This is a genomic window from Vibrio sp. 1151_11 (assembly GCF_029478525.1).
Taxonomy (GTDB): Bacteria; Pseudomonadota; Gammaproteobacteria; order Enterobacterales; family Vibrionaceae; genus Vibrio; species Vibrio anguillarum.
Window position 1 is genome coordinate 1 of the sequence record NZ_SHMN01000030.1, and the last position, 20,766, is coordinate 20,766.

The following is a 20,766-nucleotide window of genomic DNA, read 5'->3' on the forward strand; positions in this document are numbered from 1 at the left end:
AACGGCTCAAGAGGGATTGCCAACGCGTGGCGACTTTAGTGCAAAATTGAAGTTCAGTGTTTTCGGTGTGTTTTTTAAGTTCGGCGGTGCGTTGTCAACCCCTTAGCCGGGCGTTATGCAACTCAGGTGAATTTAGGGGCTCAATATTTTGGGATTTCTCCGGCTATTCGTTTTGTGTTGTCGGCAAATGAACTTTTTCACCCTCAGATTCGTGGTTAACTCAAACCGTAAAACAGACAACATTCTTGGTTTGCCTCAATCATTTTTAGCGTTGGCTTGCTGCCAATTCAGCTGGCGCAAAGTGTGGAAAGGGCAAGTTGATCGAGCATTTTGTACTTGCTGAAAGTCTTGCTTGTTGAGTTTGTCGCATTCAAAAGCTTGGTTTGTTGTTGAAAGGTGGACTTTGTTTTGGCGGCTCATTTATCACGGCTCTGGCTTGGGTTGGTTCTTGAATCACTCAACCATTGCAATTGTGGCTTTTGATCGAGTAAAGTCAGTTTATCTTATTGAATTTGCATAACAAACGGCTCAAGAGGGATTGCCAACGCGTGGCGACTTTAGTGCAAAATTGCAGTTCAGTGTTTACAGTGTGTTTTTTAAGTTCGGCTGTGCGTTGTCAACCCCTTAGCCGGGCGTTAGGCATCAGGAGGAAACTTGGATAAATTTTCAATTGAATTACTAGAGAAAGTAAACAGTTTCTATGCGACATCTTTCTCTCAACTAATGACTATTACACTAGGTTTGGTTGCATTCGTCGGTGTTTTGGTTCCTATCTTGTTTACTTTTTACCACAATCGAAAAGTGAAATTAGAGTCAGAGTTGTTACAAAAAAATATTGAGCAAAAGGTATCAGAGGCTCAAGCTGAGCTTATGAAATATATTACTCAAGAGGTCTGTTCGAAGTTTGACTCAGCTTGCTCTGAGAGCGATAAAAGGTTGCATGTTTTATCTGCTGGTTTATTTCATCTTCAAGCTAACTTTCAAATTAAGAATAAAAGCTTTAAAAATGCTACGGATAGTAGCTTTAGCGCCATATTCTCATGCATCGAGGCGCATGATGAATTAAACCTGAAGCGTGGTTTGGAAGTTCTAATGAAACGTTGCCTACCATTTTTAACGCCAGAGCATGCGGTCAATCTAAAAGAACTTGATTTTAACCTAAGCGAGCTAATTTCTGCTCTCAAAGGTATTAATGAAAATGGTCGTTATACTGACACCATATTTGAGCTTTCAGCACTCAAGTATGAGTTGCTTCATAAACTGTCCACACCCCGTGAGGCGAATGCCTAACAAACGCTTCAAGAGGGACAGCCAACGCGTGGCATTTTTACTATGCGTTGGTTTTTGTGGTTACGGTGTTATGCGGAAGCTTGGTAGTAGCGTTGTCTGCCCCTTAAGCGGGCGTTATGTGTTTGATGGTTTTTTGAGGTTAAACCTAAGATTTCATTGAGAATTCGTTTCGTGTTTTCGGCAAGTTGGCTTGATAGAAATGAATTCTTGAACAACTTGATATTGATCGTTTTCAAGGTTCTTGGGTGCCTCAATTAAGTTTTGGATCTGGTTTGTGTTGAGTTTCGTCAGTTTCAAATCGCTTTAATTGAAATGTCCTTTTGACTGGTTTTCTTGCTGAAGCTCAGCTCTGAAAGTCTGGTGAAGCAAAAGGTTTGGTTGTGGCTGAAAGGGCGCTTTCTTTGTTGTTGATTCTGCAAGTGGCTTTCTTTGGCTCAGATCGCTGTGAAATTTAGGGTTTGGTCAGCATCGTTTTTGCACGTAACTTATTAAAATTCCTTCATTTCTACGGTGGTTTACTTTGAATTCACGGTAAAATTCACATAACAAGCAATTCAAGTGGATTCTCAACGCGTGGCAGTTTTACTATGCGTCAGGTAAAGTGTTTTACGGTGCAATGCAGCGGCTTGGCCAGTGCGTTGTTCACCACTTAATTGGGCGTTAAAAAGCAAGGAAACATATGAACTCGGCAGTAATCGATTTACAGAGAAACGCATTAAATCATAAATACCCTCTTTCTAATTTGTTGCGAGAGGCATACGTGATAGCGACAAAGTTAAATGTAGTAGAATTTAAATCTTGGGTACATTGTGAACTAAATGGCTATAAAGGTGATATAGAAATACCTGAATATAGAAAAAGTCGGGGTGAGCTTAAAGGGTACAATAGTTATCGCGGTTGGGTGAAAGCTATGCTTCCCAATCAAGAATGGGAAGATCTGATTACTTTAACTCATACAAGTCAGAGCATATCTGAGATTTCCATGCTGACAGCTTCTGGTGAAAATTATGTAGTGCAGAATTTTGGTGCGGAGCATTTAGCTAGCTTGCAGCAGTTGTTTAATAACGGAACAGATATGAAATTATTCATTCCGATGACTTCAATGCACAACATTCTAGAGTCAGTGAGAAACACTATTATAGACTGGAGTTTACGACTCGAATCAGAAGGTATCCTTGGTGAAGGGTTACAGTTCACAACAAAAGAAAAGGAATTGGCTAGTATGTCGACTAATATCAAAATTGACAATTTTCAAGGTGTGTTAGGTGACATATCGAATAGTTCATTAACTCAACACTTAGACATGAATATATCCAAAAATGATTTTGATACTTTGGCAAGCTTTTTGGTGAGTAATAAGGTTGAGCAAGACGATGTTGAATGTTTAAGAGAGTCTATCAAATCTGACGGTGTAGTTGAACCCGGAAAGTTTGGTGCAAAAGTTAGTGATTGGATAGGCAGAATGGTTGCAAAGTCAGCGGATGGTTCATGGAATGTCTCTATAGCTACGGCAGGTAATTTACTAGCAGGTGCTATTACCAAGTACTACGGTGGATAAGCTTTTTAACAAAGCATTTAAGACGGATTCTCAACGCTTGGCATTTTCAGCTTAGGTCAGCTTTAGTGCTTTATGTGGCAAAGTTTAGGCTTGGGTGGAGGCGTTGTTCACCACTTAATGCGGCGTTATGTACTTAGAGAAAAACTATATGTATTTGAGGGTGCAATGAGAGCAGTAGTATTGGGGTTTGCTTTAGTTTTGGCGTGTCAATCCGCATTTTCTAGTGAAAAGCATCAAGCTCTTCAGGGATTAGACAAATTAATTAAGTCTAGCGACGTGATTAATGATGCGAATTCGAAAGAAACAACTAGAAGCTCAATGTTGAGCAAAGACTTCGTATTATATCGTTGTGTTCTTTCCGAGTTAGAGCGTCAGGGACAATATAGCAATGACAACGCAATTGTTGCGGTAATGACTAATAAACCGAGGATCATCAGTGTTACGTCTGAAATTCAATATTGGATACTTGGTTTAAGTAAGGCTGCCCATTCAGGATACTCCAAAATATGCTCATCAGGTCAGCCTAATGAAGTATCATTAGTTGTTTCGGGCTTTCTCGAAAGCTCTCAGTTGTACGAAAGACTGGCAATTTTAAACGAACATGGTTGGCGTGAACCATGGCAACCAAAATAAACGAAACACGTACATAACAAACTGTTTAAGAGTGATTCGCAACGCGTGGCATTTTCATCATGCGTTGGTTTAAGTGATTAAGGTGGTATGCGGCGGCATCGGTATTGCGTTGCTCACACCTTAACAGGGCGTTATGTGAATGGGGGAAAATAATGTCTTCAGTTCCAGAATCAAAAGATGAGTTGCTCACAGCTATAAATTCTATATTCCCGAAACTTATGGACGATTATCTGAGTGTTCCTGCATCAATGGCACGTAAGTGTGAAATTGAAGGTAACTTAAAAGGAACACAAATTAGCGTTTGTGACACTGTCGCTTATCTTGTTGGTTGGGGAAACTTGGTCTTGAAATGGCACAGTTTGAAGTCACAAGGTTTGCCAGTCGATTTTCCTGACACGGGTTATAAATGGAATCAGCTTGGATTGTTGGCGGTCAGTTTTCACGATCAGTACCGTGATTGGCAATACGAGGACTTACTTAAGGAGTTAGACTCAACAATAAACAAGCTGATCTTGTTAGTCGCAAGTTTAAGCAATGAAGAATTGTATGAAACGACGTGGTATGAACAATGGACATTTGGTCGAATGATCCAGTTCAACACGTCATCACCAATGAAGAATATGCGAGCCAAAGTTAGGCGCTTTAACAAAAACAACAGGCTTCGGTAGGTAATTCACATAACAAACGGCTCAAGAGGGATTGCCAACGCGTGGCGGCTTTAGTACAAAATTGAAGTTCAGGGTTTACGGTGTGTTTTTTAAGTTCGGTGGTGCGTTGTCAACCCCTTAGCCGGGCGTTAAGTTACAAGGAGTCATATGAAGTTATATGTAGAAGAAAAAATTGGTAGTAAAACTACTGGTGGGAAATTATATCTCGATAAAATAGCACCAACAAAAAAAGATCTTGCAGAGTTGCTTGGTAGTAAAGATTTCTTTATTAACGATGAAAAATATTTTGTGAGTCAAGTCAAAGCTGAAAAAACGAGTGATGCAGCGGCATTGGGTATGGTGTTAGGCGGTGCACTTGGTTTAATTGGGGGTGTTTATGGTGTTATGGCTGGAGGTGCTCTTGGCGGAGCCTTAGGCAAAGATGCTGATATTAAAGAACAAGAAAAAGTGGACAAGTTTAATAGGAGTCGATTGTGAGTAAAAAAACTTCTGTAAACTATAGATGGACTATTTCCATCGTTGCATTTATCTGTTTAATTCTTACTGCTCAGGCATTTGGTTCTGATATGAAAGAGCCGATCAGAAATATCTTAGATTCGGGGTGGCTTAGCAAATTTCTATGGGCATATGTAGCGAGCATTTTGAGTATTCATCGTTACTTATTTAAAAGTTATGAACTAGCTAAGGATAGTTTTATATATAAGCATTTTGGTGCTTATTCAGACACTCTCTTTGGTATAGGGACGTACGGGGTTGCTGGTACGACATCTCTTGCGTTACTTAAAGGGCTTTATATGCAAACTTTCTTCAGTGGTGAGCATTTTATTGGCTTTGGAACATTCGATTTAATTTCCATGTTTCTATTGACGTCATTTTTGCTTTTTTACTGTATGTTCAACACAACATTTTTGCTGAAAGACATCATTTTTTATTCGGAAAATTCGACAGTGGAAGTGAGAACTTAACAAACGGCTCAAGAGGGATTGCCAACGCTTGGCGACTTTAGTGCAAAATTGAAGTTCAGTGTTTACAGTGGTTTTTTGAGTTCGGCGGTGCGTTGTCAACCCCTTAGCCGGGCGTTATGCATTTTTTAGGAAAAGAGGAACTATGGTTGTTGAAGTCAGGCGAGCAGAGCCATCAGATGCTAAAGCGATAAAAGGAGTTTATGAGTGCCCAAATGCGTACACTGGCACATTACAACTTCCGCTTCCATCCTCCGATATGTGGGAAAAACGTTTTCAGACTATTCCAGATCATGTTTATGCATATGTGGCACTAGTGGACGGTGAAATAGTAGGTAATTTGGGCTTTGAGCTATGTACTAATCCGAGACGACGTCACGTAGGTACATTCGGTATGGGCGTTAAAGACGATGCTCAAGGTTTAGGTGTTGGTAGTGCTTTACTGAAAACGGTTATCGATTTAGCGGATAACTGGCTGAATTTGAAACGAATCGAATTGACGGTCTATGTGGACAACGAACGAGCGATCAATTTGTATAAGAAGTTCGGTTTTGAAATTGAAGGTGAGTCGAAAGCTTATGCGTTCAGAAATGGTAGCTACGTTGACGTTTACCATATGGCTCGCGTTGTGGCACATGCATAACAAACGCTTCAAGAGGGACAGCCAACGCGTGGTATTTTTACTATGCGTTGGTTTTGGTGATTACGGTGTTATGCGGTAAGTTGGTAGTAGCGTTGTCTGCCCCTTAAGCGGGCGTTAACTAGCACAATGACTACCGTGTAATGCTTTGATAGAGTTTAAGAAGTCAATCTTAATTTTTGGAAATTTTATGACAAAAAAGTACTCAGCTATATATTATCCTGATAGCTATGTTTTCAATCAAAAGTCATTGATGACATACCTATTTATCTATGATGAATTGCACCTTGTAACGTTTGCTGATGACTCGAAAACTCCCACTGAATATTTTAAAAATATACCAGATTATACGACTATTACTTCTATGACTCAGGAGGGTACTCAAAGGGAATTTTACATTCATGGAGATGAAGTAAAATCAAATGTTGCAGGCGATGTTAATGCTGATGCTAGGCAAGTGATTCAGTTTTATCAATTTATACATAGATATAAAAGCTTAATTGGTGATTCTATTCATTTTCATCCCAATATGATGGCCAATTTATGGTCAAGTATGAGCAAGCAATTGTGGAATGGTGAATTTCCTATACAGGATCTTTTAAGTCTTATATCAGGTAATAATTCAACAATGTTGGAATATGAAAAGTTTCAGCAAGAATATCCAGAAGTTAAAAATGAAACCCTATGGAGAACAGTTCCTACAGCATTAAACCTGGCTCAAGAAAAGGACTTCATACTAGTTAGTGATAAAACTGAAATATCGGTTCCATTTTTATCTGAAAATCATAAAAATGTTAAGCTGTTGACAAGTGTCTTGGCAGAAGAATGTGTAAAAATCATGATACCAGACTGTCGCCAAGCGACCCCTAATGAAATTTTAGAGATCAGAAGTAAATTGAAAGATAATTTGTTGCCTTTCCGCATGTCATTACAAAAACTTACTGGTGATTTAAGAGGTGCTATAGAGTCAGACGCGAAAATTGACGACCTAAAAGGAGAGGCAAAGTTTATAGTTGAAAGTCAAATAGAACCTCAACTTTATGAGTTAAAGCAGGCAATAGAGAGAAGTAACTCTAAATTAATGAATAATGTATTTGGAAAATTTTTACATTGGGTTCCGTACGTAGCTAAAGCGTGGGCCATGCCAACTCCAGACAATATATTAGCGATAGCTCAAAAAATGGGAGAGGATACGAATTTAATTCTCGATACTATTGATGATTTTTCTTATACCAAAGCACAAGGTCTATCATTTTTACTACAGGTTGAAGAAGCAACTGGTAAAAAATGAACGTAAAAAAGTGCTAGTTAACAAAGCATTTAAGAGTGATTTGCAACGCTTGGCAGTTTCGCTTCGCTCAAGTATAGCCAAGCGCCGCTCACACCTTAATGCGGCGTTATGCAACTCAGGTAAATTTAGGGTTTCAATCTTTTGGATTTCTCCGGCCATTCGTTTTGTGTTGTCGGCAAATGAGCACTTTTACCCTCAAATCCGTGGTTCACTCAAGCCGTAAAACAGCTAAGGTTCTTTGTTTGCCTCAATCAGTTTTAGCGCTGGCGCGTTGTGAATCTTGCGGGCGCAAAGTGTGGAAAGGGCAAGTTTATCGAGCATTTTTTACTTGCTGAAGTTTTCGCTCGTTGAGTTTGTCTCATTCAAAAGCTTGGTTTGTTGTTGAAAGGTGGGCTTTGTTTTGGCGGCTTATTTATCACAGTTCTGGCTTGGGTTGGTTCTTGAATCACTCAACCATTGCAATTGTGGCTTTTGGTCGTGTAAAGTCAGTTTATCTTATTGAATTTGCATAACAAACGGCTCAAGAGGGATTGCCAACGCTTGGCGGTTTTAGTGCAAAATTGAAGTTCAGTGTTTACGGTGTGTTTTTTAAGTTCGGCGGTGCGTTGTCAACCCCTTAGCCGGGCGTTAGCTGTGGCTAAGAAAAGCTGTGAATTTAGGGTGGAAAGGCTTTGGGTTTCCTAGCTACACACCGGACAAATCTCAGCTTCTCAACTATCTCGCCAGTGGCACTTTTCGGGAAGTGTTTGAACTTAACGAAGTCTGCTTACGGGAAATGTTGTGTTTGTTAAGTTCATTGGCGCGGCTTCTTGGCTGTTGAAATTCATGAATGCTTAAATTCATTTCGTGTGCTCTGTCGTTGGCTTTTTCGATAGAATTCTTTGCAAATTACCATGCTCAGGAATGGAGATTTCCTCTGTCATTTCTTCTTTGCCAAGCGCATTTCGTGGATTAGGTTTTAATTTCACAGCTGTCCGTTTTACTTTGTCATTTGAAAGCAATAATGTGTTTCAAATTAGGCATTTTGGCGTAATTCGCTAGCGAAAGTGCAGCAGCTAACTAGGCGTTTAAGACGGATTCCCAACGCTTGGGAGTTTCGATTCTAGGTTGAGTGTTGTGTTTAAGGCGCAATGGTTTAGGATTTTGGTCGCGTTGCTCACCACTTAACGCAGCGTTATACCGTTCTAGGATTCAACAAGTTAAGAGGTTTTAAATGGGAAAGTCAGTATTTCTAAGTTACCCCCGCCCTTACAATGATGAACAACAAGTTTTTATTGAAACGTTGTGTGAGTATTTGGTTAGCAGAGGTTATGAACCTAGGACTCTAGGCGTCACGGATTACGATATGGATGCACCGCTAAAAGCGATCCGCAGGCTTATGCTTGAATCTAACGGCTTAATTACCATCGCGTTTAGAAGAGCTCTAATTACGCAAGGTAAGGGAAAGCCAGGTACACCTGATGAATATTCTTTAGATGATAAGTGGCTAACTAGCCCTTATAGCCATATTGAGCCCGCGATGGCTTTCCAGATCGGACTTCCGGTTTTGATTATACGAGAATCCGGTGTTATTGCAGACGGCATATTGGAGCAGGGTGTACTAGGTACTTACATGCCGGAATTTCACTTAAGCAGTTCATCTGATGACTACTTGATTTCCAATGAGTTTTCGCAGCTTATTCGTAAATGGGAATCTCAAGTAGAACGTGTTGTAGAAAACAAAGGAAACCCACCAAAGTTGTACTAACGGTATAACAAACTGTTCAAGAGGGATTCGCAACGCGTGGCATTTTCACTATGCGTTAGTTTTAGTGTTTAAGGTGGTATGCGGCGGCTTCAGTATTGCGTTGCTCACCCCTTAACAGGGCGTTAGAGTTTTTTCTAATTCATCTGCAAATCAAATATTGAAGGAATAATATGATAGAACATTTACCTGCGGCATTAACGACTTTACAAACAGCTATGAATTTTGGTAAAGCCATGGTCGATTTAAATGATAGCGTTAAATCTCAATCGAAATTAATTGAATTTAATGGAGCTATTATTTCGGCACAGCAATTAATCATTTCAGCGCAACAAGAACAAACAGCTCTTCTTGCTGAAATGGAAAGATTGAAAAAGGAAAATGAAAAGCTACTCAACTGGCAAAAAAATAGTTCAAATTACATTCGAAAAGAAATTGCTTCTGGAGTTTTTGCTTATATTAAAAGTGACACGGAAGAGAAACTATCCAATACGCATAAATATTGTTGCAGTTGCCATGAGAAAAATAAATCATCAACTTTACAGCAATTTCATGTAGAAAGGGGTCGTAATATTGGGCTTAAATGTCCAAACGGTTGCCCTGATATTGTATTTCATGCATACGTAGATATGTATTGATGGTGCAGAAAACTCTAACAAGGGTTTTCAAGTCGGACAAATTACAGTTGGCTTTTTGTTCGTGCCTCACTTATTTTAGCCAACTGCAATTTGCCGCTTAAAACGGCGTTATGTGTTTTGTGAGGCTCAATTGAAAAATCTTTTCTTCGTAACAAATTCTGTAGCAGGGCGCTGTGGACCAGACAAAGTCATGTGGGATCTGGAAGAGTTGTGGCTATCTGGAGTTCGGGCAATTATTTCGGTCAATGACGGAGAGAGTGTTCATTTTTCACGCCTAAAGGCTATTGGTTTTGCGTATGAACACATGCCTCTTTCAAGTAATGCGCCAGTTAAAAGTGGCGATTTTGAGGTTTGTCTTGATGCATTGCCTCGTATTATCAAGTTCATTGAACACAATGAGACTCAAGGAAAAGTTGTAGTACATTGCAAATCAGGCAAAGATCGGACAGGACTAGCATTGGCAGCATACCTTTTAAAATCCAAAGGTTTCGGTGTAAAAGAATCAATAACGGCTGTAAAGGATGTTCGTGATATTGCTTTCAGCGCGCCAGACTGGGATTGGTTTACCGAAAAAGTTTTGGTTGGTCTGTCTAACACATAACAAACGCTTCAAGAGGGACAGCCAACGCGCGGCATTTTTACTATGCGTTGGTTTATGTGATTACGGCGTTATGCGGAAAGTTGGTAGTAGCGTTGTCTGCCCCTTAAGCGGGCGTTAGGCAAATATGGGGACAAACTGAGAAAATATGGGCTGTTTTGAATTTTGTAATTGTAGCTGTACTGATACAGACGCAAATTTCGATCGTGTATTGTCCAAGGAGACAAACTTTGGTTTCAGTCTATCTCAAATATCGAAATCGAATATTGGTTGGTTTACAGACGAAACCATCGCAGATCATCAACTTGAGCTCTGGGGCATTGGAGAACAATCCGGTATCTATATGCTTTGGCATAAAGAAGACTATTGTGCCCAACATGACCGTTATCACATGACATGTTTGTATGTTGGTAAAGGCTACGTTAATTCTCGTTTGCGCTCTCACTGGAAAAAGAAAAACTTCTCAGATGAGATGCTCATTTACTTCTCATATTTTCCTTGCACTAACAGGCAAGCTAAATACATCGAGCAATTGTTCCTAGATCTATACGATCTACCGCTAAATAAGGCAGAGAATGAAGGTCAGCTTATCTTATGCCAACATTGGACACAGTGGGACGTTGACTAATTTGCCTAACAAAGCGTTTAAGGCGGATTCCCAACGCTTGGCATTTTCGGTTTGATTGAGCTTTAGTGTTTACGGCACAATAGTTTAGGTTTGGTGGTAGCGTTGCTCACCACTTAACGCGGCGTTATGTGCCTAAATACTGCTATGAGTCACAAGAATTATATTTCACTATGCAATGTATTTGGTATAATCGATATCGTACACTATTCAAAGATAAGGATAATATTTGTGACGACAGTGGCTCATGCGGATGGAGTAATTGCTTCAGACTCGCGTTTTACTTTCGATGGTTCTGGACATCAAGTCGATGGTTTAGTATCGAAAATTGGTATTTTTGAAGACGAAAGTATTTTTTATGGTATGGCTGGCCGTTCGGATTTTATGGCAAAATGCCACGATTACGCGATCGCCGTGCAGGCGATTAACTTAGCGCACTTAAAGTTAATCTTCGATCAAACCCCAATTCATGGTAAAGATAACGAAGTTACATTTGAGCTACTGGTTCACGCTAACGGTGTTTGCCATAAATTTGCATTTGTTCAAAATCTTGGCTTTTATGAAATTTCGACCGATAATTACCAGACAGCAGGAAGTGGTGGTGAATATGCTATCGAATTTTTGACCACATCGTCTTCAGATACTGTAAAAGCGGTAGAGTATGCTATCGCAAACGACCAATATAGCGGAGGTGACATTATGGCAACTAAAGAACATCACGAGAATGAAGTGCTAGCGCCATTCATGATCAAAGCTGGTGATGAGGCCAAGCAACACCAACAACTTGAAGCAAAAGTACAGCAGCTTCACGCTAGTGGTTATCAGGGTATGGCATATGCAGCAATTGGTAGCTACTCTGAATGCGATGTGAGCGAGCTCACTAAATCGGACAATGTTACCTTTGGATCATATGACACGGTAGCTGCAGCACAGTTCTTAGATACATATATTTCCGCTTAATAATTTAACTTTTCTAAAACACCAGCATTAATCGCTGGTGTTTTTTATACCTATTGAAAGTAGGCACATAACAATCTGTTTAAGAGTGATTCACAACGCTTGGCATTTTTGCTATGCGTTGCGTTTTGTGTTTAAGGCGGTATGCAGAAGCGTCGGTATTGCGTTGCTCACACCTTAACAGGGCGTTATGCTACCAGTCGAAATCTTCAATAAGGAATACTATGAAACAGAACATTGTCCATATTGCTTTAGTTGTAAAAGATTATGATGAAGCCATTGATTTTTATGTAAACAAACTCAAATTTGAACTTATTGAAGATACTCATCAACCTGAACAAGACAAACGTTGGGTGGTTGTGGCTCCACCAAATTCTCATGGTGTTACGTTGTTACTTGCCAGAGCCTCGAAGCCAGAGCAGCATGATTTCATTGGAAATCAAGCAGGCGGTCGAGTATTCCTGTTCCTAAATACCGATGATTTCTGGCGTGACTTTAAGCGTATGAAATCGATTGGTATTAACTTCGTCCGCGAGCCAACAGAAGAAGACTATGGAACGGTAGCAGTGTTTGAAGACTTGTATGGAAACTTGTGGGATCTTCTTCAATTGAATCCAAGCCATCCAATGGCAAAAAGGTAGCATAACAAACGCTTCAAGAGGGACAGCCAACGCGTGGCATTTTTACTATGCGTTGGTTTCGGTGGTTACGGTGTTATGCGGTAAGTTGGTAGTAGCGTTGTCTGCCCCTTAAGCGGGCGTTATGTGCCATCTGGGTGATTTGGTAAGCATGTTGCAGCAATTATAATGCATACAAATAAACTAAAATATTGTATGAAGTAATTATGACTATAATTAATGTCACCTATACTGATAATAAATTCGCCAGAATGAAAAATAGAGTAGTATTGACTTCCGATTAGCATAAGAAATGCAGCGTATAAGAAATATATCAGCTTTTTCTTAATGTAAAATTTTGAAAATTTTAACTTTCTCAAAAATAAAATGAGTAATATTGACCCTCCGACGAATGATAAATTTTCAATCATTATTTATTTCCTGTTCTAAAGATTTCATAGTTGAAGCATCACTAGCACCACCTACAAATAGGGCTGATTTGCTAGTAGCTTGATAGCCTCTTAAATAATCTTCAGATGAGTATCTGAACAATTTAAAGCGTTTAGCATGCTGGCGACGATTCCATGTTTGTACTGGTTTTGGCGGTAGTAAGTTTGGTGCATAATGAAGTTCATTTGACGCTGATGGTGGTTTTACGGTGGTTGAGCGACCAAATGCACCACGAAAAGACAACCCTAAATCAACACCGTAGTAAGCCATATTTCCAACGTGTTGATCAAAGCCTATAAATTGGGCTGCATTTTGATAACCTTGGCGAACTAGACCAGTTGCATTTTCATCACCATCAACGAAATATTTACCATTTTCATAAATATTATTCGCTCCATGTAACGCTAGAGGGGCACCATAAACAGCGCATAACATTCCCGCTGAATAATAACATGTTGCTCCTCCAGCTACGGTTTGCATTACACCTGCAATTAGGCCAATACCTTTTTGAGCAATCAGTTTTCCTTGGTCAAGAAGATTGCGGTTTTCTTTTTGCACCTCATTAAATACTTGGTTTTTAGTTTTTCGGCCATTTTCGAAGTCCTCAACTAAACACTGCCCAAAGACATCAATTTCTCGTGTAAATTTAGACCGTAATGCACCGTTCTTAATATGCCGTTGAGATAAAATAGAGGCTTGCATGGTTAAGTTCTTTGTTGCCTTTTGAACTTCCCAGAATTCGTATAAATCGGGTCTAGCCATGTAATCCACCATTTTCCCAATTGTCGTACCCCATAGTCCCTGCGATATTGTGTTTCCAGACAATTTCTTTGTAACTTAGTGCGATATTTTCATGCATTTCTTCGTTGTGTGAAAGAACGGTGTGGGGTTGTGTAAAGTCAATGCCTGTAACCAGTGCTTTTTTAAGTTCAATGGTATAAAACTTTTCGTTATACCCTTGCTCGTTTGTTCTGAAGAAATCAATGACACAATCTAGGTATTCTTGGCTTGCAAATGCCGTGGCTAAAAGTGGTGAGGCTTTATCGATATTTTTGGTGATGTAGAGTGGGCAGTGTGAGCCATGAGTTTTCCTTAAGAGGTCATTTTAAAGTTAGGCAGAGTTTAATGCCGAGCCTAAGTCTATTAAAAGATAATTGTCAAATTTGCACAGAAGATCACGCATGGGCAACATCTTGCCTATGAAAGACTGATAAGTTATGGTTCGGTACACAAAATGGCACATAACAAACGGCTCAAGAGGGATTGTCAACGCGTGGCGACTTTAGTGCAAAATTGCAGTTCAGTGTTTACGGTGTGTTTTTTGAGTTCGGCGGTGCGTTGTCAACCCCTTAGCCGGGCGTTAGCTGGGGTTAAGAAAAGCTGTGAATTTAGGGTGGAAAGGCTTTGGGTTTTCTAGCTACACACTGGACAAATCTCAGCTTCTCAACTATCTCGCCAGTGGCACTTTTCGGGAAGTGTTGTGTTTGTTAAGTTCATTGGCGCGGTTTCTTTGGTGTTGAAATTCATGAATGCCTAAATTCGTTTCGTGTGCTCTGTCGTTGGCTTTTTCGATAGAATTCTTTGCAAATTACCGAGCTCAGGAATGGTGATTTTCTCGGTCATTTCTTCTTTGCCAAGCGCATTTCGTGGATTGGGTTTTAATTTCACAGCTGTCCGTTTTACTTTGTCGTTTGAAAGCAATAATGTGTTTAAAATTAGGCGTTTTGGTGTAATTTGCTAGCGAAAGTGCAGCAGCTAACTAGGCGTTTAAGACGGATTCCCAACGCTTGGGAGTTTCGGCTCTAGGTTGAGTTTTGTGTTTAAGGCACAATGGTTTAGGATTGTGGTCGCGTTGCTCACCACTTAACGCAGCGTTAGGCAAAGTGAGTTTTTATCAGCTAAATCGAGTTGGAATTGAACGGTAAATTCTATGTTTTCTGGCTTAAATTAAGCAATAAATAATCATCACATATTTGTTGTTTTTTGATCGCGTTGAGTTGCTTTTCGTTGTGAGTTTAGCGGCAAAATAACCTTCAGCACCCAAACGTCCGCCGAGCATGCTACGCTCGTCACTTTTCTTCCAAATCGCTCAATTTGAGTTTTTTTGTTTCTTTTCTGATTTGGCATTTTGGTTTATAAATGAATGGGTTAGTTTGTTTTAAGTTTACAAAAAAGCTCGTTCTTTGGTTTTGAAAGTCTCGATGTCAATTGGTTGGCCTAACAAACGGCTCAAGAGGGATTGCCAACGCGTGGCGGCTTTAGTACAAAATTGAAATTCAGTGTTTACAGTGTATTTTTTGAGTCTGGCGGTACGTTGTCAACCCCTTAGCCGGGCGTTATGCAGTTCTACAGGTTCAACGGAAACTAAAAAACGTCAGCCCAATGTATTTGAACTGACGGAGCTTTACTCTTTTTGTATATAAGGTGTTTATTCTGCGGCTTTTACTCTGATTTTGCTTTTGGCAACGTCAGAAAGGTTTAGGCTAGAAATTGCAGCATTAGCTTCGTTTTCGTTTGGCATTTCGACAAAAGCAAAGCCTTTTGATTGACCCGTTACTTGGTCTAAAACAAGCGTACATTCGGCTACGGAGCCATGAGCTGAGAATAAAACACGAAGTTCTTGTTCAGTTGTAGAGCGAGATAGATTGCGAACTAAAAGTTTCATAATGAACCAATTGGTAGTAAATGACAGTGCGAATTGTGGCAGCTAAAGATAAGTTTGGCTAAGCAATTCGTTCTCTATACTGAGTATTGGTTAAAAAACTGCATAACAAACGGCTCAAGAGGGATTGCCAACGCGTGGCGACTTTAGCGTAAAATTGAAGTTCAGTGTTTACGGCGCGTTTTTTGAGTTCGGTGGTGCGTTGTCAACCCCTTAGCCGGGCGTTATGCAACTCAGGTAAATTTAGGGGCTCAATCTTTTGGGATTTCTCCGGCCATTCGTTTTGAGCTGTCGGCAAATGAGCTTTTTTACCCTAAAATTCGTGGTTTACTCAAGCCGTAAAACAGGCAAGGTTCTTTGTTTGCCTCAATCAGTTTTAGCGCTGGCGCGTTGTAAATTCAGTGGGCGCAAAGTGTGGAAAGTGCAAGTTTATCGAGCGTTTTGCACTTGCTGAATTTTTCGCCCGTTGAACTTGTCTGTTCCAAAAGCTTGGTTTGTTGCTGAAAGGTGGACTTTGTTTTGGCGGCTTATTTATCATGGCTCTGGTTTGGGTTGGTTCTTGAATCACTCAACCATTGCAATTGTGGTTTTTGGTCGTGTAAAGTCTGTTTATCTTATTGAATTTGCATAACAAACGGCTCAAGAGGGATTGCCAACGCTTGGCGACTTTAGTGCAAAATTGAAGTTCAGCGTTTACAGTGTGTTTTTTGAGTTCGGCGGTGCGTTGTCAACCCCTTAGCCGGGCGTTAAGTTTTTTTGGAGTTTAGATGACATCCATCGTTTGTTGGAGAAATATAGAGAAAGAGAAAGGTCTTTCTTGGGTTATGGGGGACGGTTTGTGGGCTGTTAGTGATACAAGGGTCTCGAGTGGTGGCTCAGTTATGACTGATAATTGTCCCAAAGTAACCTCGATATCTGCATTTACCTATAAAGATTCAGATATTCACCGAAGTAACCCTAAATGTCTATTTAGGTTCGGTTTCGGTTTTGCGGGAAGCACATTGATCGGTAGTAATGTTAGGGAAATGCTAAGTACTTTTGTAGGTAATTTATCCGAATTGCATTACTACGATCAGCCGGATTACCCTTATGAAGAAAAACTACCTTCACTTATGGAAATCTCCGAACTATGCAAAAAGCTTGGAGAGAAATATATATCAAGTTTAGGTTTCAGTTTTCCGAATAGTGTTGGATGCGAGTTTTTAATATTTGGTCGTTGCCCTAAAACAAAAGACTATCGAACCATAGTGTTACGAAATTCACCTGATAACCCGACAGTACTTAATATTACTGAAAAATCACTAAATGATACTGAGTATCTTGTACTTGGTGATCAAAAGAAACGTGTTGCTACAAAAATTGACAGTATAAAAGTTAAGCTTATGTCTACTGGAAGCCCTGTACACCACGCACCAATATATGCACTTGACTCTATTTTGGAAGAGGATAGTGGAACAATTGGTGGTTTTCTTCAGTTGTGTATATCGACCGTCGTTGATACGAAACAGTTTTTCATATCGGCAGATAAAGATGACAAAAATAGCTACCAAATTGCTGGCTTTAGCTTAATGAGTGAGCTTTCTATTCTGGGTGGTTTTTCAGTATCTATGCCTGGTGGTCTATCAATACCAAGGTTGGTCGAATAAAAACTTAACAAGCAATTTAAGAGGGATTCACAACGCTTGGCACTTTTGCTTCTACTTCAGTTTTAGTGTTTATGGCACAATGCTTTAGGTTTGGGTGGAGGCGTTGTTCACCCCTTAATTGGGCGTTAGGCAAAGTGAGTTTTTATCAGCTAAACCGAGTTGGAATTGAACGGTAAATTCCATGTTTTCTGGCTTAAGTTAAGCAATGAATAATCATCACATATTTGTTGTTTCTTGATCGCGTTGGGTTGTTTAGCGTTGTGAATTCAGCGGCAAAATAACCTTCAGCATCCAAACGTCCGCCGAGCATGCTACGCTCGTCACTTTTCTTCCAAACCGCTAAATTTGAGTTTTTTGTTTCTTTGCTGATTTAGTCTTTTAATTTATAAATGAATCGGTTAGTTGGTTTTAAGTTTACAAAAAAGCTCGTTCTTTGGTTTTGAAAGTCTCGGTGTCAATTGGTTGGCCTAACAAACGGCTCAAGAGGGATTGCCAACGCGTGGCGGTTTTAGTGCAAAATTGAAATTCAGAGTTTACAGTGTGTTTTTTTAAGTTCGGTGGTGCGTTGTCAACCCCTTAGCCGGGCGTTAGGCAAAGTGAGTTTTTATCAGCTAAATCGAGTTGAAATTGAACGGTAAATTCCATGTTTTGTGGCTTAACTTAAGCAATAAATCGTCATCACATATTTGTTGTTTCTTGATCGCGTTGGGTTGTTTGTCGTTGTGAATTTAGCGGCAAAATAACCTTCAGCATCCAAACGTCCGCCGAGCATGCTACGCTCGTCACTTTTCTTCCAAATCGCTCAATTTGAGTTTTTGGTTTATAAATGAATCGGTTAGTTTGTTTCAAGTTTACAAAAAAGCTCGTTCTTTGGTTGTGAAAGTGTCGGTGTCAATTGGTTGGCCTAACAAACGGCTCAAGAGGGATTGCCAACGCTTGGCGACTTTAGTACAAAATTGAAGTTCAGTGTTTACAATGTGTTTTTTTTAGTTCGGCGGTGCGTTGTCAACCCCTTAGCCGGGCGTTATGTGCTTTTTTCTAAAACCCGCCAGATTCACTAAAACTTTTTTCTAGCTAGCCGCATCGGTTGCTTTGAATTGCCCCTCTTTAGAATGCCGTTTTGATGCCTTATTTTGGCTAAAATTGGGTGTTTTAAATGTCTGTTTTTGCTGGTTTTGTTTTTGTTGAGAACTTTCAGGTAAATGGTAGTCTTCACATCAAATGTTTTTGGAGCTACAGCATGGAAAAATCAAAGCAATCATATAATCAAGTGAACTTCTCACATCAGGACTTGCAAGAATATATCTTTAGCAATTGTACTTTTATACATTGTAATTTTAAGCGCTCAAACCTTCGAGATACACAGTTCATTAACTGTACTTTCATAGAGCAGGGGGCACTAGAAGGGTGCGATTTTTCTTATGCTGATCTTCGAGATGCTTCATTTAAAGATTGTCAGCTTTCAATGTCCCATTTTAAGGGGGCAAATTGCTTTGGTATTGAACTGAGAGATTGCGATCTTAAAGGCGCAAATTTTAGCCAAGTTAGTTTTGTAAATCAGGTTTCGAATAAAATGTACTTTTGCTCTGCATACATAACAGGTTGTAACTTATCCTATGCCAATTTAGAGCAGCAGCTTATTGAAAAATGTGACCTGTTCGAAAATAGATGGATTGGTGCAAATCTTCGAGGTGCTTCATTTAAAGAATCAGATTTAAGTCGTGGCGTTTTTTCGGAAGACTGCTGGGAACAGTTTAGAGTACAAGGCTGTGATTTAAGTCATTCAGAGCTTTATGGTTTAGATCCTCGAAAGATTGATCTTACAGGTGTAAAAATATGCTCGTGGCAACAGGAGCAGTTACTGGAGCAATTAGGGGTAATCATTGTTCCTGACTAAGCGCAAGATTCGGCTACGCACATAACAAACGGCTCAAGAGGGATTGCCAACGCGTGGCGGCTTTAGTACAAAATTGAAGTTCAGTGTTTACAGTGTGTTTTTTGAGTTTGGCTATGCGTCGTCAACCCCTTAGCCGGGCGTTAGCAAATTTATTCGACATCTAACTTGCATGGAGAAAAAGTAAGTGGAAATAGATAGAGATTCGATCATTGAATCACATAGGCTGGCAAGCCCGGGTCTTCGTTATCTAGGGCAAATCATTGATGGTGCAATAAGTGCCACAATATTCATTTTCTTTCTTTGGCTCGGTACTTTAATTGGTTTATCCCAAGCTTCATCAAGCTTAATAGCATTTTCGGCGGCTGCTTTATATTTTCTACTTTCTGACGGTTTACCTAAAGGGCAAAGTCTCGGTAAGAAACTACTAGGGATCTCAGTTATAGATTCGGTTACAGGAAAAAGTTGTAGTTTCCCTCAGTCATTTTTTCGTAACCTTCTGACACCAATAATTGGCATGATCGACGCGGTCTTTATTCTTGGCAAAAGAAGACAGAGGTTAGGTGACAAGCTGGCAAAAACAATCGTTGTAGTAAATTAGCTAACAAACGCTTCAAGAGGGACAGCCAACGCGTGGCATTTTTATTATGCGTTGGTTTTCGTGATTACGGTGTTATGCGGAAGCTTGGTAGTAGCGTTGGCTGCCCCTTAAGCGGGCGTTAGGTATTTGGAGGCATCATGAGATCAATCTTGTTGATTATTTGTACTGTTTTATTAAGCGGCTGCTTGGGTATGCCCGAATCAGTAAAGCCTGTGTCGGATTTTGAATTGAACAATTATTTAGGTAAATGGTACGAGGTTGCTCGACTTGATCACTCTTTTGAAAGAGGTTTAAGTCAGGTTACTGCGGAATACAGTGTTCGAAATGATGGCGGTGTTTCGGTTCTTAATCGTGGTTATTCCGAAGAGAAAGGTGAGTGGAAAGAGGCTGAAGGCAAAGCTTACTTTGTAAATAGTCCAACAGACGGTTATCTGAAGGTTTCATTTTTTGGTCCGTTTTATGGCTCTTACGTGGTGTTTGAGTTAGAGCGTGAAAACTACAGTTATGCCTTCGTATCAGGGCCGAATACAGAATATCTGTGGTTACTTTCAAGAACGCCTAGAGTCGAACCAGACATTCTGGAGAAGTTCGTTCAAATGTCGAAAGAGCGTGGCTTTGATACAAATCGGCTCATTTACGTTCGGTAGCAATAAATACCTAACAAACGGCTCAAGAGGGATTGCCAACGCTTGGCGACTTTAGTGCAAAATTGAAGTTCAGCGTTTACAGTGTGTTTTTTGAGTTCGGCGGTGCGTTGTCAACCCCTTAGCCGGGCGTTAGGTTTACGAAGAGAAAAGCAGAATTTTTGGGAAAAAGAGTTGGGGATTTCTCTAGCCATTCGTTTACAGGTTTCAGCAAATCGGCTTGGTCTGCCCAAGTCATCAAGTTTCTTTAATAGTTTCTCATGCCAAAATTCGTGGGTTGCTTCATTGGAAAATGGCGTAGGTTGGTTGAATGTTCCACTGGCGCAAAGGCGCTTTGGGTTTCTCAATCGAATGAATGAGTTACTTGTTTTAAGTTGATCGCATTTGGCTGCCAAATTGAGTAAAAGGTTTGGGTTTCGTTTATCGTAATGCGTTAAATTAGTGGTTCTTTGCCAAGTTAATCAATACGAAACAGTAACACTTAGTATCAAGTTTGAAGTGCGACACTTTCTACAGATGCGCATGAATATACTCCGTTGGTGTCCTATACCCAAGTCTTTTGCGTGGGCGCGTATTTAATTTGTGTGCAATTTCATTGCAGAGCTTCTGTGTCACGTGTGACATAGAAGTTCGTTTTGGTAAGTATTG

20 protein-coding genes and 2 pseudogenes are annotated in these 20,766 nt (G+C 40.1%); 19 read left to right on the forward strand and 3 right to left on the reverse strand.

Annotation, left to right across the window (positions count from 1 at the left end):
* Window positions 1-654: 654 nt before the first annotated feature.
* The 15 genes and pseudogenes from EXZ60_RS16590 (at window position 655) to EXZ60_RS16675 (ending at window position 12,245) form a co-directional block, all read left to right on the forward strand.
* Window positions 655-1,290 carry a hypothetical protein gene (locus EXZ60_RS16590; protein ID WP_134987495.1) on the forward strand — a complete coding sequence of 212 codons (636 nt, stop codon included), beginning with the start codon at window positions 655-657 and terminating at the stop codon, window positions 1,288-1,290.
* A 679-nt stretch (window positions 1,291-1,969) separates the two neighbouring features.
* Complete coding sequence (locus EXZ60_RS16600) at window positions 1,970-2,848, forward strand: hypothetical protein (protein ID WP_277435994.1); 879 nt, start codon at window positions 1,970-1,972, stop codon at window positions 2,846-2,848.
* 72 nt (window positions 2,849-2,920) lie between these two features.
* Window positions 2,921-3,481 (forward strand): hypothetical protein, encoded by a 561-nt coding sequence (locus EXZ60_RS16605; RefSeq protein WP_277435995.1) that lies wholly within the window; start codon window positions 2,921-2,923, stop codon window positions 3,479-3,481.
* A gap of 152 nt (window positions 3,482-3,633) precedes the next feature.
* Window positions 3,634-4,149 carry a ClbS/DfsB family four-helix bundle protein gene (locus tag EXZ60_RS16610; protein ID WP_170888943.1) on the forward strand — a complete coding sequence of 172 codons (516 nt, stop codon included), beginning with the start codon at window positions 3,634-3,636 and terminating at the stop codon, window positions 4,147-4,149.
* A 147-nt stretch (window positions 4,150-4,296) separates the two neighbouring features.
* Window positions 4,297-4,626 (forward strand): hypothetical protein, encoded by a 330-nt coding sequence (locus EXZ60_RS16615; protein ID WP_277435996.1) that lies wholly within the window; start codon window positions 4,297-4,299, stop codon window positions 4,624-4,626.
* On the forward strand, window positions 4,623-5,114 hold the full coding sequence (locus EXZ60_RS16620) for a hypothetical protein (RefSeq protein ID WP_277435997.1): 492 nt from the start codon (window positions 4,623-4,625) through the stop codon (window positions 5,112-5,114). The genes EXZ60_RS16615 and EXZ60_RS16620 overlap by 4 nt, the downstream gene beginning before the upstream one ends.
* A gap of 142 nt (window positions 5,115-5,256) precedes the next feature.
* A complete protein-coding gene (locus tag EXZ60_RS16625) occupies window positions 5,257-5,754 on the forward strand; it encodes a GNAT family N-acetyltransferase (RefSeq protein ID WP_080608888.1) in 498 nt (165 codons plus the stop codon).
* A gap of 187 nt (window positions 5,755-5,941) precedes the next feature.
* Window positions 5,942-7,042: a hypothetical protein gene (locus EXZ60_RS16635; RefSeq protein WP_277435998.1), complete on the forward strand. Its 1,101-nt coding sequence runs from the start codon at window positions 5,942-5,944 to the stop codon at window positions 7,040-7,042.
* 1,213 nt (window positions 7,043-8,255) lie between these two features.
* The gene (locus EXZ60_RS16640; protein ID WP_194575648.1) at window positions 8,256-8,789 is read left to right on the forward strand and encodes a hypothetical protein; all 534 of its coding nucleotides are present in this window, start codon (window positions 8,256-8,258) and stop codon (window positions 8,787-8,789) included.
* A 12-nt stretch (window positions 8,790-8,801) separates the two neighbouring features.
* Window positions 8,802-8,904: pseudogene (locus tag EXZ60_RS16645) on the forward strand (DUF3265 domain-containing protein).
* Window positions 8,905-8,959: 55 nt separating this feature from the next.
* Entirely contained in the window at window positions 8,960-9,424 is a 465-nt protein-coding gene (locus EXZ60_RS16650; protein WP_277435999.1) for a hypothetical protein, read from the forward strand.
* 130 nt (window positions 9,425-9,554) lie between these two features.
* Entirely contained in the window at window positions 9,555-10,025 is a 471-nt protein-coding gene (locus EXZ60_RS16655) for a dual specificity protein phosphatase family protein (protein ID WP_277436000.1), read from the forward strand.
* 208 nt (window positions 10,026-10,233) lie between these two features.
* Complete coding sequence (locus tag EXZ60_RS16660; protein ID WP_277436001.1) at window positions 10,234-10,650, forward strand: hypothetical protein; 417 nt, start codon at window positions 10,234-10,236, stop codon at window positions 10,648-10,650.
* A 228-nt stretch (window positions 10,651-10,878) separates the two neighbouring features.
* On the forward strand, window positions 10,879-11,607 hold the full coding sequence (locus EXZ60_RS16665) for a hypothetical protein (RefSeq protein WP_277436002.1): 729 nt from the start codon (window positions 10,879-10,881) through the stop codon (window positions 11,605-11,607).
* 221 nt (window positions 11,608-11,828) lie between these two features.
* On the forward strand, window positions 11,829-12,245 hold the full coding sequence (locus tag EXZ60_RS16675) for a VOC family protein (protein WP_017045395.1): 417 nt from the start codon (window positions 11,829-11,831) through the stop codon (window positions 12,243-12,245).
* 399 nt (window positions 12,246-12,644) lie between these two features.
* On the opposite strand, the gene EXZ60_RS16685 is transcribed toward EXZ60_RS16675, so the two are convergent.
* Both EXZ60_RS16685 and EXZ60_RS16690 read right to left on the reverse strand, forming a co-directional pair.
* Window positions 12,645-13,433: a DUF4225 domain-containing protein gene (locus tag EXZ60_RS16685; protein ID WP_277436004.1), complete on the reverse strand. Its 789-nt coding sequence runs from the start codon at window positions 13,431-13,433 to the stop codon at window positions 12,645-12,647.
* A gap of 1,666 nt (window positions 13,434-15,099) precedes the next feature.
* Window positions 15,100-15,336 carry a hypothetical protein gene (locus tag EXZ60_RS16690; protein ID WP_013867767.1) on the reverse strand — a complete coding sequence of 79 codons (237 nt, stop codon included), beginning with the start codon at window positions 15,334-15,336 and terminating at the stop codon, window positions 15,100-15,102.
* A 764-nt stretch (window positions 15,337-16,100) separates the two neighbouring features.
* Here EXZ60_RS16690 and EXZ60_RS16695 point away from each other — a divergent pair.
* The 4 genes from EXZ60_RS16695 (at window position 16,101) to EXZ60_RS16715 (ending at window position 20,121) form a co-directional block, all read left to right on the forward strand.
* On the forward strand, window positions 16,101-16,979 hold the full coding sequence (locus EXZ60_RS16695) for a hypothetical protein (RefSeq protein ID WP_277436005.1): 879 nt from the start codon (window positions 16,101-16,103) through the stop codon (window positions 16,977-16,979).
* 1,240 nt (window positions 16,980-18,219) lie between these two features.
* Complete coding sequence (locus EXZ60_RS16700) at window positions 18,220-18,876, forward strand: QnrVC family quinolone resistance pentapeptide repeat protein (RefSeq protein ID WP_017046133.1); 657 nt, start codon at window positions 18,220-18,222, stop codon at window positions 18,874-18,876.
* A gap of 184 nt (window positions 18,877-19,060) precedes the next feature.
* A complete protein-coding gene (locus EXZ60_RS16705) occupies window positions 19,061-19,474 on the forward strand; it encodes an RDD family protein (protein ID WP_019283386.1) in 414 nt (137 codons plus the stop codon).
* A gap of 137 nt (window positions 19,475-19,611) precedes the next feature.
* A complete protein-coding gene (locus EXZ60_RS16715) occupies window positions 19,612-20,121 on the forward strand; it encodes a lipocalin family protein (RefSeq protein ID WP_017045719.1) in 510 nt (169 codons plus the stop codon).
* Window positions 20,122-20,628: 507 nt separating this feature from the next.
* Here the strand turns inward: EXZ60_RS16715 and EXZ60_RS16720 are convergent.
* Window positions 20,629-20,766 (reverse strand): annotated as a pseudogene (locus tag EXZ60_RS16720) (IS30 family transposase); the annotation flags it as partial.